General features: G+C 56.5%; 12 protein-coding genes. 7 read left to right on the top strand and 5 right to left on the bottom strand.

The genetic code is table 11. The features are described 5' to 3' along the window. Positions 1–90 precede the first annotated feature (90 nt). Both EQV96_RS01375 and EQV96_RS01370 read left to right on the top strand, forming a co-directional pair. Positions 91–804: a FadR/GntR family transcriptional regulator gene (locus EQV96_RS01375; protein ID WP_095019920.1), complete on the top strand. Its 714-nt coding sequence runs from the start codon at positions 91–93 to the stop codon at positions 802–804. Positions 805–1,188: 384 nt separating this feature from the next. Next, positions 1,189–2,688 (top strand): MFS transporter, encoded by a 1,500-nt coding sequence (locus EQV96_RS01370; RefSeq protein WP_346769597.1) that lies wholly within the window; start codon positions 1,189–1,191, stop codon positions 2,686–2,688. 197 nt (positions 2,689–2,885) lie between these two features. Here the strand turns inward: EQV96_RS01370 and EQV96_RS01365 are convergent, their stop codons facing one another. Further along, positions 2,886–3,893 (bottom strand): hypothetical protein, encoded by a 1,008-nt coding sequence (locus EQV96_RS01365; protein ID WP_095038796.1) that lies wholly within the window; start codon positions 3,891–3,893, stop codon positions 2,886–2,888. 271 nt (positions 3,894–4,164) lie between these two features. Between EQV96_RS01365 and EQV96_RS01360 the strand changes: the two genes are divergently transcribed. Then, positions 4,165–4,653, top strand: a complete 489-nt coding sequence (locus EQV96_RS01360; RefSeq protein ID WP_095019918.1) for a GNAT family N-acetyltransferase — start codon at positions 4,165–4,167, stop codon at positions 4,651–4,653. A gap of 518 nt (positions 4,654–5,171) precedes the next feature. Here the strand turns inward: EQV96_RS01360 and EQV96_RS01355 are convergent. After that, positions 5,172–5,414, bottom strand: coding sequence for a hypothetical protein (locus tag EQV96_RS01355; protein WP_240881104.1), 243 nt, complete (start codon positions 5,412–5,414; stop codon positions 5,172–5,174). A gap of 20 nt (positions 5,415–5,434) precedes the next feature. Between EQV96_RS01355 and EQV96_RS01350 the strand changes: the two genes are divergently transcribed. Beyond that, positions 5,435–5,638 (top strand): AbrB/MazE/SpoVT family DNA-binding domain-containing protein, encoded by a 204-nt coding sequence (locus EQV96_RS01350; protein WP_240881102.1) that lies wholly within the window; start codon positions 5,435–5,437, stop codon positions 5,636–5,638. A 6-nt stretch (positions 5,639–5,644) separates the two neighbouring features. Further along, complete coding sequence (locus EQV96_RS01345) at positions 5,645–5,926, top strand: XRE family transcriptional regulator (protein WP_240881100.1); 282 nt, start codon at positions 5,645–5,647, stop codon at positions 5,924–5,926. A gap of 332 nt (positions 5,927–6,258) precedes the next feature. On the opposite strand, the gene EQV96_RS01340 is transcribed toward EQV96_RS01345, so the two are convergent. After that, positions 6,259–7,824 (bottom strand): alkaline phosphatase D family protein, encoded by a 1,566-nt coding sequence (locus EQV96_RS01340; protein ID WP_240881098.1) that lies wholly within the window; start codon positions 7,822–7,824, stop codon positions 6,259–6,261. A 182-nt stretch (positions 7,825–8,006) separates the two neighbouring features. Between EQV96_RS01340 and EQV96_RS01335 the strand changes: the two genes are divergently transcribed. Beyond that, complete coding sequence (locus EQV96_RS01335; protein WP_095019149.1) at positions 8,007–8,489, top strand: cupin domain-containing protein; 483 nt, start codon at positions 8,007–8,009, stop codon at positions 8,487–8,489. Between the two features lie 276 nt (positions 8,490–8,765). Beyond that, positions 8,766–11,186, top strand: coding sequence for a glucose/quinate/shikimate family membrane-bound PQQ-dependent dehydrogenase (locus EQV96_RS01330; RefSeq protein ID WP_240881097.1), 2,421 nt, complete (start codon positions 8,766–8,768; stop codon positions 11,184–11,186). Positions 11,187–12,169: 983 nt separating this feature from the next. Here the strand turns inward: EQV96_RS01330 and EQV96_RS01325 are convergent. Beyond that, positions 12,170–13,735, bottom strand: a complete 1,566-nt coding sequence (locus tag EQV96_RS01325; RefSeq protein WP_153381108.1) for a TerC family protein — start codon at positions 13,733–13,735, stop codon at positions 12,170–12,172. 261 nt (positions 13,736–13,996) lie between these two features. After that, a complete protein-coding gene (locus EQV96_RS01320; protein ID WP_095026235.1) occupies positions 13,997–14,893 on the bottom strand; it encodes a LysR substrate-binding domain-containing protein in 897 nt (298 codons plus the stop codon). Positions 14,894–14,994: the final 101 nt, after the last annotated feature.

Here is a 14,994-nt window from a genome sequence, read left to right as displayed (position 1 = left end):
AGCGAACCCGCATGACAATCAGAGCAGGCGCAATTCAACCCGCGCCTGCTATGATCCGCGCTTTCAACCGAAAGGATCGACCAGCGCCCCATGGATTATCGTCAGCCCTCCGACCGCAAAAGCATGCATACGCGCATCGTTCAGGAACTCGGCCTGCAGATTGTCTCCGGGCGCTTCAAATCCGACGACAAACTGCCGGCCGAAGCATTGCTCTGTACAGAATATGCGGTCAGCCGCCCGGTATTGCGCGAAGCCACCCGGGTCCTGGTTGCCAAAGGCCTGGTGTACTCCAAGCCGCGCGTGGGTACCGTGGTCAAACCGCGCCGCGAGTGGCACATGCTCGACCCTGATGTGTTGCACTGGTTGCTGCAGGCCTCACCCCAAAATGAATTTTTTGGCTTGCTGACCACTGTGCGCAGCATTATTGAGCCCGCGGTGGCAGCTCTCGCAGCCCAGCATGCAACTGCAGAAGATGTGGCATCGATTCATGAAGCCTACCAACGCATGGAAAGCGCTTCCAGCCCTGAAGAGCTACTGCAACCCGACCTGGACTTTCACAGCCGGATTGCCGACGCAACCCATAACGACTTACTGGCCAACTTGTGCAACATGCTGTCATTGGCCTTGCGCGAAGCCATGAAGCACTCCAACCGGCGACCCAACCTGCACGAGCTTGCACTGCCACGGCACAAGGCAATTTTGACCGCGATCGAAAGTCGCGACGCTTTGGGCGCGCGTCAGGCCACACTGGTACAGCTCGAAGACGCGCGCATGGCGCTGGATGTGGTGTTGAGCCAGGGCTGAGGGCGGTAGATACCAGCGAGCCTGGTTCGACCTGGAACGGCGCCCAACCAAGGGCCATGCGCTGTACTTGACTGCGCAAACTCGTAGCGTTGAGTGTTTTTACCCCGACAGCATTTGACCGAACCGATAGAGGTCGAGCAGGCCGCTGCCTGGGCGCCGATAGTGTCTTTTCATCAGGCCAGATTACAGTTTCCAGGGCAGGGCTGGATCGTCCTGGTTCAAACCCTGGACTTCACAAAGCTTCACATTTGCACGGCGGGAAAGCCGGGGGATATGGGTTAGCATCGCGGCGCAGCCTTGGGGCGCAAGCGTGGTAACAACAACGGCTTAAAACGGCTCATAACCGTTTGAAGACCGGGATCCCGGTAAAAAGGTCTCTTTATTGTGTCTAATGGCAACTCAAACCGTTGGTTAGTCCTCATGTCGGTCATTCTGGCTTTTATGCCGATTGTCCTGGATTACACCATTCTTCATGTCGCGGTTCCGTCACTGACCCTTGCGTTGCAAGCAACGGGCACCGAGATTCTGTGGATCATCGACATCTACCCGTTGTTGATGGCCAGCCTGCTGATTCCCATGGGCACGCTTGCGGACAGGGTCGGCCATCGCCGAATGCTGCTGGCCGGGCTGGGTATCTTCTGCGCAGGTTCGGTATTGGCCGCCTTTTCTCCCAATGTCGGATCGTTGATCGGGGCACGGGCGTTCATGGCCTTCGGCGGCGCCATGGTCATGCCCAGCGTCCTCGCGATTATTCGACAAACCTTTGAAGATCAGAGCGATCAAGCAGTAGCGCTGGGTATCTGGGGCGCTGTTGCCTCCACCGGAGCCGCCATCGGGCCCTTGGTCGGTGGTGCATTGCTTGAGCATTTCTGGTGGGGGTCGGTGTTCCTGATCAATGTGCCCGTGATGCTGCTGGTCATACCCTTAGTGATCGCCTACATCCCGCGACGAAGTGTGGTCGGCGATGGAAACTGGACCATTGGACAGTCCTTGATTCTGATCCTGGGTGTCATGGCAAGTGTTTACGCCCTCAAATCGGGCTTCAAAACCAACAGCTCTGTTTTCGTAACCGGTGCCTGTTTTGTCTTCGGAGCACTGATGCTTGTCTGGTTTGTACGCAAGCAGCTTCACACCACGACCCCGATGCTGGATCTGAGCCTTTTTTCCATTCCGGCGGTCAGCACCGGTATCGTCATGGCCCTGGTAACCATGGGTGCGCTTGCCGGGTTCGAATTGCTGCTGGCTCAAGAACTGCAGTTCGTCATGGGGCGTACCCCCCTGGAGGCCGGTATTTTCATGATGCCGCTGATGATTGCGGCTGCAATCGGTGGGCCTCTTGCCGGGGTCATCCTGAAGGCGATTGGCCTGCGGTGGGTTGCGAGTTGCTCGTTGCTGGTGTCCGCGGCAAGTCTGGTCGGGTTGGCCCAGATACACCTGGGCAGCGGCGGGGTAGCCATTATTGTGATGCTGGTGGCACTGGGGCTTTCCCTGAGCATTGGTTTGACCGCCTCGTCAGTGGCGATCATGAACAGTATTCCTATGGAGAAAGCGGGCTCTGCCGGAGCCCTTGAGGCCACGAGTTACGACCTTGGCACCGGATTGGGCATAACCGTTTTCGGTATTCTTCTCGTATCCACCTATGAAAAATCCATACAGCTGCCTGACGGCATTCCATCTGCCATGGCCGAGACAGCCGTCCGGTCTATTGGTGAAACGATGATTGCGGCCAAAACACTTGGAGGCATTCAAGGCCAGCAGCTTGCTGCAGCCGGGCAAAAAGCTTTTAGTGCCTCCCACAGCATGGTTTTACTGACGGCGGCTGCACTGGTCGGCGCATTGAGCCTGTTGGTCTGGTTTGTGTTGAAGCACCACAAAAGCAAATAGGGTCATGCCCGTGCAGGCAGTTGAAAAAACTTGCCTGCACGGGAACAAAAGCTCTTCTGTTTACCCAGGTCGGCAATTGGGTGATCTCCCGAGTGTGCAAGCAAATCGCCGATTGGCAGCGGGCAGGTGAGGAGGGCACTCAGGTGACGGTCAACGTCTCCTGCCAGCAGACAGCTGATGAGACCTTCTCTAGATTCTCAGGTGACGAATGAGATTAATTTGACGACTCCCAGTTCGAATCTGAAAAGCCAATCAATAACGGGTTGTGCCAAATTACAATAGCTGTAGCTGCAGTTAAATTGCTGTATTGCTGGCGTCAAGTGATAGTGAGTTTGCACGAATAAGGGAGTGACCAGCAAAGCAATAGCAACACCCGCCACTGCATAAACCCTTATCTTTAGCCAGCTACCACCAGCCAATCCAAATACTTCACCTATGAAAACCAAGATGCTTAAGATCAGACTGAAAATGGTCGTGGCCAACACAACAGGTACAACGACAGTATTATTTACTCTTCGCAAATCGTAGTGGGCAGTATCAAATTCCCTTACAAAGCCTTCATATATCCAGTTATCTTTGGGCAGCCCCCATGGTTGCTGCTTGACTTGCGCGTCAACAGCATCATTGAAGTACAGTGCCATAAGGTCTTTGCCTCTGGTCTTGTCCCCTGTCACGAAAAGGGGGTCCTCAACCAAATAAAACATATTGACACTGAATAGCTTCGACTCAATTGTGCGAATGTTATCGCCGGAATATTCAGGGATGAGTACGTTTTTATAGCCGTTATCGCGCCACGCAAGACGTTGCACATAATAGGTGGAAATAGCGCGCTTGGCGGCGGCGGGGTACTTCTCAACCAAAGAAGTGCCAATATGAGATACCACAGCATTCTGGACGCCCCCCAAAACAAATCCAGATATTATGGCGGTAGCGATGATTGAATACAGGGCCTTTTCCAAATTAAACTCAAATTTAGACGCTACATATGCGGCAATCACAGCGCCAAGAATCGAAAACGTAACAAAGCCACCCAAGTCTGATTTCTTGGACACTGACTGGCTCCAGTCATACATCCTTAGACTGAGCAATTCCTCGACGCCAGAGACAGCAGAGTGATCGCTAAGTGTGTGGATCAAGTGCAAATTAATAAACATACCGAAAAGTGCAGCAACTGAAATTATAATTTTTGGCAGGGTTTTGATCATGCAATCTCAATCCTTAGTGATCGACTTGACTAGCGTGCTTATGGGTTTAGTGATTCTAGCAAGATTTGGCAGGATTAATGGCGCTGTCGCGCTATCTCGATGACGGCGGCGTACCCATTTTGAAGGACGTCCTCATGCGCCTGTCGACTCAGCGGGCAAGTGAGATTGCGGAGCTGCTGCCGCATCATAGGGTGCCCCGATAACCAGGCAAGGTATTTGAGCAAATAGTAGTGGGCTAGAATGCCGAATGCATAGACCTCAAGGACGCGCGATGATATTGCAACACAGGCCAGTGAAGGCAGATGACATCAAAACTATCTGTAGCTTTCCCCTTAACGCTCAGGAACTGTTTTATATGTTCCCGAAAGCTCAATACCCCCTGACTGAAGCTCAGCTGTCTAACGCTATTACTCAACGATTCGACTCGACGGTTGTCGAAGCGGGGAATAGCGTCGTCGGTTTTGCTAACTTTTATCGGGCTGAAACGAGTGGAGTTTGCTGTATCGGCAATGTCATCGTTGCCCAAGAGGCACGAGGTAAAGGTGTGGCGACCTTCATCGTGGAGACGATGACTGCTCTGGCGTTCGACCGCTATGACGCCACAGAGGTGCAGATCTCGTGCTTCAATGAAAATACAGCAGGCTTGCTGCTATATCCAAAACTAGGCTTCTTGCCCTTTGCTGTCGAAGAGAGAAGTTCTCTGGATAGTCGTAGATCAGCACTCATCCATATGACCCGCAGCAGAGCGGCCCGACCATAGCCTCACCTTGAAAGCCCGGTTAATGCAGCTGCTTTAGGTATTCATCTCCCAACAGTCTCAATTGTGAGGCTCGGGGGTCTCTAGAGAATCCGCGGCTATTCAACGCCAGAATCGACTCGAAGTGGCAGACCAAGATGACGCCATCCAAATGAGCGTCTCGACTTTGGGCATAGGTATAGAAAGCCTGGACCGCAGGCAGATGTGCCGCCGCCGATGGTAAGCGCGGTGCCTGAGTTTGAGTCGGACGTAGATGAACAGAACGCGTATGGGCAACGGCTCCGGGTTAGCAGCGTGCACGAGCAGCGGAACACGCTGACCTGAAGAAAAGCGGCACTGAATCAGCTTCATCGGCAGCCACCTCATCGAAGTCTATGGTCCGTTGGGAGAGTGGACGTCAAAAGCGGATTCGTCGATTCAGTACCTTATGAACTTCATGAACATGATTTAACATAATATACATTATGCGAAACAGCGTATTGGAATGTCAGGGCCAGTGGAGGCTGCTTTTCAACAGGCACTCAGTCGTCCAAGTCCAGATCCTTCCTTACGTCCGCCGCTGAATGCACAGCTTCTTGACCTTGGCGGACATGCTGCAAAATCTCCATTGCTTCAATGCGCATTTTTGCGCGTGCAACAACGGCCATCGCTTCGGCAATATAAGCCGCGTCGCCAGTGTCGTTAGCATCAGCTAAAAAGATGTTTATGGTGTCAGTATCAACCAGCGAGTCTGCCGGATCGTAATCAGGAATTGGCTCTGTCATTTGAATACCTGGGGAAAAATATGAACCCAACACATGACCTCAAAAGTAAACGTTGGACAGTCACATGCCAAGACGCTGCCGACGACACTGGCGACATGATCGTGCCGTTGCCCGATGATCTGCTCAGCCAAATGGGCCTTGTCATTGGTGACACGTTGACCGTAGAAAAACAGCCTGACGGTTCGTTAACGCTGACCAATATTTCTCAAGCCACTCAAGGTTAATCAGCCATGAAAATAGAGAAAAGCTCTGGCAATGTTTACGCAGATATCGGCGTGGCCAACCCTGAACAGATGCTCAGGAAGGCCCTAATTGTTGCGCAAATCAGCCAGGTGATTACCTACTCAGAAGACCGAATCTCAAGGGCTGTGGGCATCTTGGGGCTCAGTGAAACAGAGCTGAAAGAGCTTCTACACGGACACTTTCATGACTATCGGGAGGCCGATCTGGTTGAATACCTTGAGAAACTCTACCAGGACAAGAGTTTCGCGGGCGCGAAACTGGGTGAATGAGAGGTCAATCCTGCTATTATCGACCTTATAAGATGATTAAGTTATAACTCTACTAAATGGTTGTTTAGTTTAGTTATAATAGGAGTTTTTGAATCTCAGAATAAAACGCCCGTCCCGCCCGGAAAGTATCCCTCTGAAAGCTGGCTGGCGAATCGACCTGATGCCCAGACCGAACAACGGCGAATCAAGCCGGTTCAAGCAGTTCTCCTCCCCCTGTTTCCCCTTCCGGACTGCTACTGGCGCATGGTGACATGCCCGCTCCGGCAGGGTCAGCGGATCAGGACTACCCTCCACTCGCCCGGATTTACGACTGGCTCCACTCTTAAGCCTGCCTATACCTCATGCCCGAAAGGCTTCAACTGCTGCTCAAACACCGCTACACCGTCCAGGTCGCGAAGGGTTACCGTGAGACTCTTGTCACGAGCATCAATGTTGACCTCGCCGAAGAACTGCAGCCCTGCCAGGGGCGAGATGTTCGGTTCAGTCGGTGCCTTCTCGAAGACCACCTGCGGGCCAAAGGTCATGTCCAGAGCACAAGACGGAAAACTGCCCGCATTTAAAGGTCCGGCGACAAATTCCCAGAACGGCTCAAATTGCTGGAACGCTGCTCGATCAGGATGATAGTGGTGAGCTGCACAGTAGTGCACATCGGCAGTTAGCCACACAACATCACGGACCTGTCGTTGGCGCAGGAAATCCAGTAACTCGGCAATCTCCATTTCTCGTCCCAACGGTTTGCCATTGTCGCCGTTGGCTATTGCCTCCCAGCGCGGTACTCCGGGCGACATTTCGCCATCCGCCACGGCCAGGCTAAGCGGCATATCGGCAGCGATCACTTTCCACTGGGCCGTTGAATGTGCCAGCGCCTGCTTGAGCCAGTCGAGTTGCGTACGCCCGAGAAACGCCGTCTGTGGGCCCGGGACAGCGGACAAGTTGGCGTCATTGCTCCCTCGGTAACTGCGCATGTCCAGCACAAAGAGCTCCAGTAAAGGTCCATAAGGGAGGCTCCGGTAGATGCGACCGCCCTTATCGCCAGGCTGAGGACGCATCGGGGAGTACTCGAGCCAGGCTTGCCGTGCCGGACTGAGCAGATCCCTGATGGCGGCACTGCCATAGCGTGAGTCAAGCTGTTTGCCTGACGACCAGTTGTTGGTCGTTTCATGGTCGTCCCACTGCCATATCTGCGGCACCTCGGCATTAAACCGCCGCACGTTCTCGTCCATCAGGTTGTATCGGTAGTTACCCCGGAAGTCGTCGACAGTCACCGCGACATGGCTTTTGGCTTCAGTGGTCAGGTTGCGCCAGACGCGACCATTTTCCACGACCTGTTGGGCCGGAACCGGGCCGTCTGCGTAGATAGTGTCGCCACTGTGCAAGAAAAAATCCGGCAAGCGTCGACGCATGGCGTCGTAGATGCGCATGCCGCCTATGTCAGGGTTGATGCCGAACCCTTGACCGACCGTATCACCACTCCATACAAAACGAATGTCCCGCGGCTGCCCTGGCACACTGCGCAGGTGCCCGAACCACGGTTCGCCCGCTGTTCCGGTGCGGGCGTCCTCGAACCAGGCGCGATAAAAGATAGATTGATCGGCGGGCAGCCCTCTGAGTTCCACCCGGGCGGTGTAGTCAGTGCCTGCATGTGCCTGCGCCGAAGCGGCGCGCCGGGGCTGAGCAAAAGTGCTGGTGGTGTCCCACTCAACCACCAGTTTGGCTGGCCGGTCACTACGGCTCCAGACCATCGCGCGGTCACCCAGTAGATCCCCGGATTGCACGCCATCTGTCATCTGGGGCCTGTCCTGGACATTCGCCAGAATAGCCGGCGCGAGGCTGGGCAACACAAGTCCCGCAGAAAGCGTTTGGATCAGGCTGCGACGGCGGACTGGAAACTGTGACATGGATGATCTTCTCGAGTGGAAGGAGTCACTATTTAAGCCCCTGCCAATGACAGCCATGTTTCAGAGCAGCACAGCCACGTGCCGGCTATGCTGGATGTCTGATGGCACTTTCAGGCAGTGCAGATTGCCAAGGCGGTTGCACTGCCCCTCTGTGTTTGGCTGTTGATCTTGAGGGACGCACCATGATCCGCCCCACTGAGCAAGGCCCGATCAATGCTTGCGATGCAGCGCAGAGAACCCGCCCCAGCAACTACCCCGAGCCCTTCGCGTCCCTGATGCAGGGCCGCACCAAACGGCCTCTGGGTGATCTGTTCAACTTGAAGAATTTTGGCGTCAACCTTGTACACCTGCCGCCAGGCAGTCTCTCCGCCCTTCATCACTCGCACTCATTACAGGACGAATTTATCTATGTCCTGGAGGGTCATCCGACCTTGTTCAGAGGTGATGAAAGCGTGCAACTGGCTCCGGGGATGATTGCGGGCTTCCCCGCCAAAGGGCTTGCCCACCATCTGGAGAATAAAACTGACACCCTCTGCGTGGTTCTTGAAGTAGGCGACCGTAGTGTCGGAGATAGCGTGACTTACCCGTCAGACGATATACAGGCGGTGACGGCAGTCGACGGCACATGGCACTTCGTCCATAAAGATGGCAGCCCCTATGGCTGAAGGGCATCTGCGCGCCCTTTGCCCTCCCCCTGACATCCCCTCTTATCGGACTCTCGACACTGACAATTTGTCGCAGGCCCGGGTTTTTGTTAAAGTTATAAAACTAACCGTTTAGTACATAACTGTTTCGGACGTTTCCCGGTCTGTCGACCTGGCCTGTTCAAGGCCTCGACGACGTGCAGAAACGCCGACACGTCTGCGCCTGCCTTGCAAGCCGCTACAGTTAAACGCTATGCCCTCCTCCCAACCGTTCATGCATCAATAGGGTCATGCACAATGAATAACGCTCAACCTTCGGCAGCCGCAAGCCGTTGGCCCATCTGGGTCGCCGCTTTAGGCGTGCTGGTTTTCGGTTTGCTCTATGTCGCCGGTGGCGGCTACCTTGCCACGCTCGGTGGCAGTCTGTACTTCCTGCTTGCAGGCCTGGGCATGGTCGCTTCGTCCGTGTTGCTGTTCAAGCGACGCCTGGCTGGTGCCTGGCTGTTTGCTGGCGTCATGCTCGCCAGTGTGATCTGGGCCCTGGCGGATGCCGGGCTGGTGTTCTGGCCGCTGGTATCACGTCTGTTTGCCCTGGCTGTGCTCAGCCTTGTCGTGGCGCTGGCTTACCCTTCGCTGCGCAAGGCCAATGGCCTGAGCGGCAACGCCGGTTATGCGCTGGGGGCAGTGCTGGCCGTGGCCATCGCCGCCGGCTTCTGGGGGATGTTCCAACCTCACGCCTCGATCGCACCGACCGGTGACGGCCCGGGCCTGACCAAGGTTGACCCGGCCAAAGCCCAGAAAGACTGGGCACACTACGGCAATGACGAAGGTGGCAGCCGCTTTGCTGCTCTGGATCAGATCAACCGTAGCAACGTGTCCAAGCTGGTACCGGCCTGGACCTACCAGACCGGCGATGTGGCCATCAGTGATGGCAATGGCGCAGAAGACCAGATGACCCCGCTGCAAGTTGGCGACAAAGTGTTTATCTGTACGCCACACAACAACCTGATCGCGCTGGACGCCGATACCGGTAAAGAGTTGTGGAAGAACAACATCAATGCCAAGGCCGCCGTCTGGCAGCGTTGCCGTGGCCTGGCGTACTTTGATGCCAGCGCCCCAGTCGCAGCACCCACCGATGGCAGCACCCCGGCCGCAGCCGTCACCGTTGCCCCGGGCGCGGCGTGCCAGCGTCGCCTGCTGACCAACACCATCGATGCCCGCTTGATTGCCGTCGATGCGGACACCGGCAAGTTCTGCCAGGACTTCGGCAGTAATGGCCAGGTCGATCTCAAGGCCGGCCTGGGCAATGTGCCCGATTCCTACTACCAGTTGTCGTCGGCACCGTTGATGGCAGGTACCACGGTGGTGGTTGGCGGTCGCGTGGCTGACAACGTCCAGACCGATATGCCAGGTGGCGTGATCCGTGGTTTCGACGTAGTGACCGGCGTCATGCGCTGGGCCTTCGACCCGGGCAACCCGCAGGACAAGCAAGCACCGGCAGAAGGCAAGACCTACGTTCGCAGCACGCCGAACAGTTGGGCACCGATGTCCTATGACCCGCTGATGAACACCGTATTCTTGCCGATGGGCAGCTCGTCCACCGACATCTATGGTGTCGAACGTACCGAGCTGAACCACAAGTACGGTGCATCGGTACTGGCACTGAACGCCACCACTGGTGAAGAAAAATGGGTGTATCAGACCGTCCACAATGACTTGTGGGACTTCGATCTGCCGATGCAGCCAAGCCTGATCGACTTCGCCAAAGCGGACGGCAGCAAGGTCCCGGCGGTAGTGATCGGCACCAAGGCCGGGCAGATTTTTGTCCTCGATCGCCACACCGGCCAGCCGCTGACCAAGGTTGAAGAAGTACCGGTCAAGGCCTCGAACATTCCGGACGAGCCCTACTCGCTGACCCAGCCAAAATCCGTGGGCATGCCACAGATTGGTGCGCAGACCCTGACTGAATCGGACATGTGGGGTGCAACCCCGTTTGATCAGATGCTGTGCCGTATTTCCTTCAAGAAGATGCGTTACGAAGGTCTGTACACCGCGCCGGGCACTGATGTGTCGTTGAGCTTCCCAGGTTCGCTGGGTGGCATGAACTGGGGCAGCCTGTCGACTGACCCGGTTCACGGCTTTATTTTCGTCAACGACATGCGCCTGGGCTTGTGGGTGCAGATGGTTCCGCAGCAAAAAGACGCCAAGGCCTCTTCTGGCGGTGAAGCGCTGAACACCGGCATGGGTGCCGTACCGCTCAAGGGCACGCCTTATGCGGTGAACAAAAACCGCTTCCTGTCGGTAGCCGGTATTCCGTGCCAGGCCCCGCCTTTCGGTACGCTGACCGCCATTGACATGAAGACTCAGAAGGTCGCCTGGCAAGTACCGGTCGGTACCGTGCAGGACACCGGCCCGATGGGGATCAAGATGGGTCTGCAACTGCCGATCGGCATGCCGACATTGGGCGGTACCCTGTCGACACAAGGTGGCCTGGTGTTCATCGCTGGCACTCAAGACTTCTACCTGCGCGCTTTTAACTCGGCCAACGGTGAAGAAGCCTGGAAAGCCCGTTTGCCTGTTGGCAGCCAGGGCGGTCCGATGACCTTTGTTTCGCCTAAAACCGGCAAGCAATACATCGTGATCACCGCTGGTGGTGCCCGTCAGTCGCCGGATCGCGGTGACTACGTGATCGCTTACGCACTGCCTGACAGCAACTAAGCACTGCCCTCCCCTGTGGGATCGGGCTTGCTCGCGATAGCAGCGCCTCGATCCTTCAGACAGACCGGGTTGCCTGCATCGCGGGCAAGCCCGACTCCCACACTGACCGCGCAAACCTTTTACTGTGGGAGCGGACTTGCTCGCGATGGCAGCGCCTATGTCCTTCAGACAGACCGGTTTACCTGCATCGCGGGCAAGCCCGGCTCCCACACTGACCGCGCTAACCTTTTACTATGGGAGCGGGCTTGCTCGCGATAGCAGCGCCTATGTCCTTCAGACAAACCGGGTTGCCTGCATCGCGGGCAAGCCCGACTCCCACACTGACCGCGCAAACCTTTTACTGTGGGAGCGGGCTTGCTCGCGATGGCAGCGCCTCGATCCTTCAGACAGACCGGGTTGTCTGCATCGCGGGCAAGCCCGACTCCCACACTGACCGCGCTAACTTTTTACTGTGGGAGCGGACTTGCTCGCGATGGCAGCGCCTATGTCCTTCAGACAGACCGGGTCGGCTGCATCGCGGGCAAGCCCGGCTCCCACACTGACCGCGCTAACTTTTTACTATGGGAGCGGGCTTGCTCGCGATAGCAGCGCCTCGACCCTTCAGACAGACCGGGTTGCCTGCATCGCGGGCAAGCCCGGCTCCCACAATGACCGCGCTAACCTTTTACTGTGGGAGCGGGCTTGCTCGCGATAGCAGCGCCTATGTCCTTCAGACAAACCGGGTTGCCTGCATCGCGGGCAAGCCCGACTCCCACACTGACCGCGCTAACTTTTTACTGTGGGAGCGGACTTGCTCGCGATAGCAGCGCCTCGGTTCTTCAGACAAACCGGGTTGCCTGCATCGCGGGCAAGCCCGGCTCCCACACTGACCGCGCTAACTTTTTACTGTGGGAGCGAGCTTGCTCGCGATAGCAGCGCCTCGGTCCTTCAGACAGACCGGGTTGCTTGCATCGCGGGCAAGCCCGGCTCCCACAATGACCGCGCTAACTTTTTACTGTGGGAGCGGATTTGCTCAGCAACACCCGCGTCACCCTCCGCTCTTCTACCTCGACTACGGTCAAGGTCCAGCCTTCCCACGTCAGCTTGTCGCCAATCATCGGCAGACGATCCAGTAAACTCATGACCATACCTGCAAGTGTCTGATAGTCATCCGTGGCCTTGGCTGCAAAGCCGATGTGCTGGCGAATCTGGCTCAGGTTCAAGGCGCCGCTGACCAGATAACCCTCCTCCTGGGCAACGATATTGGGCCCCTCTATCTCGCTGGCATCCGGCAGTTCACCAGCGATCGACTCGAGAATGTCAGTCATGGTCAGCAGGCCGATGAAGTCACCGAACTCGTTGATGACAAACGCAATGTGCGTCGACTCTTTACGCATCTGTTCCAGAGCGTTGAGAATCGTGAAGCTGTCCAGCAGATTGATGGCCTTGCGCGCCATCGCCTCCAGATCCGGTTCATGCCCCGCCAGCAGCTCCTTGAGCAGCTCCTTTTTATGCACAAAGCCCAAGGGTTCATCTACCCGGCCATCCCGGATCAGGGGCAGCCGGGAGTACGATGAATGCATCAGCTTTGTACGGATGGTCTCTGCCGAATCAGCCAGATCGATATGATCGATCTCGGCACGGGGCGTCATCACCGTGCGAATCGACCGTTCCGCCAGTTGCAATACGCCACTGATCATCACGCGCTCGCGTCGATGGAAGACGTTCTGCTGACTGCCACCGTCAAGCATGTCGGCAATCTCTTCGCCCACTTCATCAGCACTCAGGGTGCGTCCGCCAAGCAAGCGCATCACCGCATGGGCGGTGCGCTCGCGCATGGGCCGCAGGCCCTGCACGCTTTTCTTGCGGCGCGCACGGGCAATCTGGTTGAGTACTTCGATCAGGATCGAGAAGCCGATGGCGGCGTACAGATAACCTTTCGGGATATGAAAGCCCAGGCCCTCGGCAGTCAGGCTGAAGCCGATCATCATCAAGAAGCCCAGGCACAGCATGATCACCGTAGGGTGACTGTTGACGAAGTGGGTCAACGGTTTGCTGGCGATGATCATCAGGCCGATCGAGAACACCACGGCGATCATCATCACCGACAGATGTTCAACCATGCCTACCGCGGTAATCACTGCGTCCAGGGAAAACACCGCGTCGAGCACGACAATCTGCGCCACAATCGGCCAGAACATGGCATAGCCCAGCGCCGATGAGCGCTCGGCCACATGCCCTTCCAGGCGCTCATGCAACTCCATCGTGGCCTTGAACAACAGGAACAAGCCGCCGAACAGCATGATCAGGTCGCGCCCCGAGAACGCTTTGTCGAAGACTTCGAACAAAGGCTGCGTCAGCGTGACCATCCACGAGATGCTGGCCAGCAGGCCCAGGCGCATGACCAGGGCCAGCGTCAGGCCGATGACCCGGGCACGGTCGCGCTGCTCCGGCGGCAGTTTGTCGGCGAGGATGGCGATAAACACCAGGTTATCAATACCCAGTACCAGTTCCAGCACAATCAGGGTCAACAGGCCGAGCCAGGCCGTGGGATCTGCAATCCATTCCATAGGTATCAGTCAATCTCACGAAGGTGCTGGGTTAACGGCGAGCGCACACAGACAAGCGCAGCAGCAGAGGTGCTGGCGCTAAACAGAGGGCGGGGAATGGGTAACGCGTGCTCGATTGCGAGGATCAAGCCTGGGGCAAGCGCAGATTCAAAGCTGCGACTGGGTGGTTCCTGAAGGGTGTTCATACAAGCCTTTAGTGAATTGGGGATGCAATCCTACAGCGATTAAACTCATTTCCTGCTAGCGGACTTATTACAAAATTTAACAAGTTTTCCCTCCTCCGCCTTGCTCGACCTGACTGGCGAACCATTGCAGCACCGCCGGACACGCCGGATGCAAGTCTGCAGCAGGTTGCAGGCACAACGAATAGTTACCACCGGTTTTCAACGGCTCACCAAACGGAATCACCAGTGCCCCGCGTTGAATGGACTCCGCCGCAAGGGTCATGTCCGTGACCGCCACCCCCAAGCCACGCGCGGCAGCATCGAGGGCCAGCTCATCGAGATTGAACGGGATATGCCGATAGCTGTGCAGCGGCTTGCCGTCATTGGCAGCTAGCCAGTCGTGCCAGGCTTGCTGGTCGGCCGAGCGATGCAACAGCGCAAAGCGCAGCAGATCTTCCATCGACGCCAGCGGCCCCAGGCTGGGTGCACACACTGGCACCAGAGCCTCATCGAATAAAGCCATGCAAGCCGGGTCAGTGGAGGGTCGGGGCAAGTACAGGATGTAGGCATCGCTGTCGCTGGCCGGTTCGACAACCTCGGTGGCGACCGTTTCAATCGACAAGGCTATGTCCGGGTGCTGCAAGTAAAAGTCACTGAGTTTGGGCAGTAACCAGCGCACGGCCAGCGATACATGCATGCGGATACGGAACGGTCGCTTTTGCGGCGACAAACGATCTTCCAGCAGCTTTAACTGTTCAAGAATGCCGTGGGCACTGGCCAGCACCTGCTCACCTTCGACCGTCATACGCACGCTGCGACTGGTTCTGACAAACAGTGACACGCCAAAGTGAGCTTCCAGTTGCTGGATTTTCCGGCTGATAGCGCTTTGGGTCAGACACAGCGTTTGCGCCGCCTGTGTGAAGCTGCCCGATTCAGCCACCTCTACCAGTGCCTGCAAACCCTGCAATGAGGGTACGTGACGAACCTTATCCATGTGTTTTTTGCATCAATCAATGAATTAATAGCGTTGGTTATATCACTTGGTACCGCCTAAATTCCATCCATAACCAGCGCCAGCAACGGCCAGCCATGCAA

The sequence above is a fragment of the Pseudomonas sp. TMW22080 genome (assembly GCF_022496745.1).
Lineage (GTDB): Bacteria > Pseudomonadota > Gammaproteobacteria > Pseudomonadales > Pseudomonadaceae > Aquipseudomonas > Aquipseudomonas bubulae.
This window is presented reverse-complemented; position numbering and strand designations above follow the sequence as displayed.